The 310-nt window shown below is 34.2% G+C and carries 1 pseudogene; it reads left to right on the forward strand.

The features are described 5' to 3' along the window. Nucleotides 1–310: pseudogene (locus TH606_RS11820) on the forward strand (hypothetical protein); the annotation flags it as partial.

Below are 310 nucleotides of genomic sequence, written 5' to 3' on the forward strand. Positions count from 1 at the left end.
ATTTAGAAGTGGGTGAAGAGCTTATTGAAGCTTTTGATATCAATTATATTCGTCCTGAAACTCTTTTATTTCAAACAGGATACTTAACCATTAAGGGCATAGAGTATCTTATAGGCAAAAAACGTTCTTACAAACTCAGATATCCTAACCTTGAGGTAAAATCCGCTTTATCAGACCATTTATTGTCTTACTTTGTGAAAGATTTAAAAGCTAAGACCCAGAACGAGATTCGTCTGGCGCGTTTTCTAGAAAAAGGAAAAGTTAAAGAGTTAATAGAGGTTTTCAAGTCATTTTTTGCGTCAATACCGCA

It is taken from the genome of Thermodesulfatator autotrophicus (assembly GCF_001642325.1).
GTDB lineage: Bacteria > Desulfobacterota > Thermodesulfobacteria > Thermodesulfobacteriales > Thermodesulfatatoraceae > Thermodesulfatator > Thermodesulfatator autotrophicus.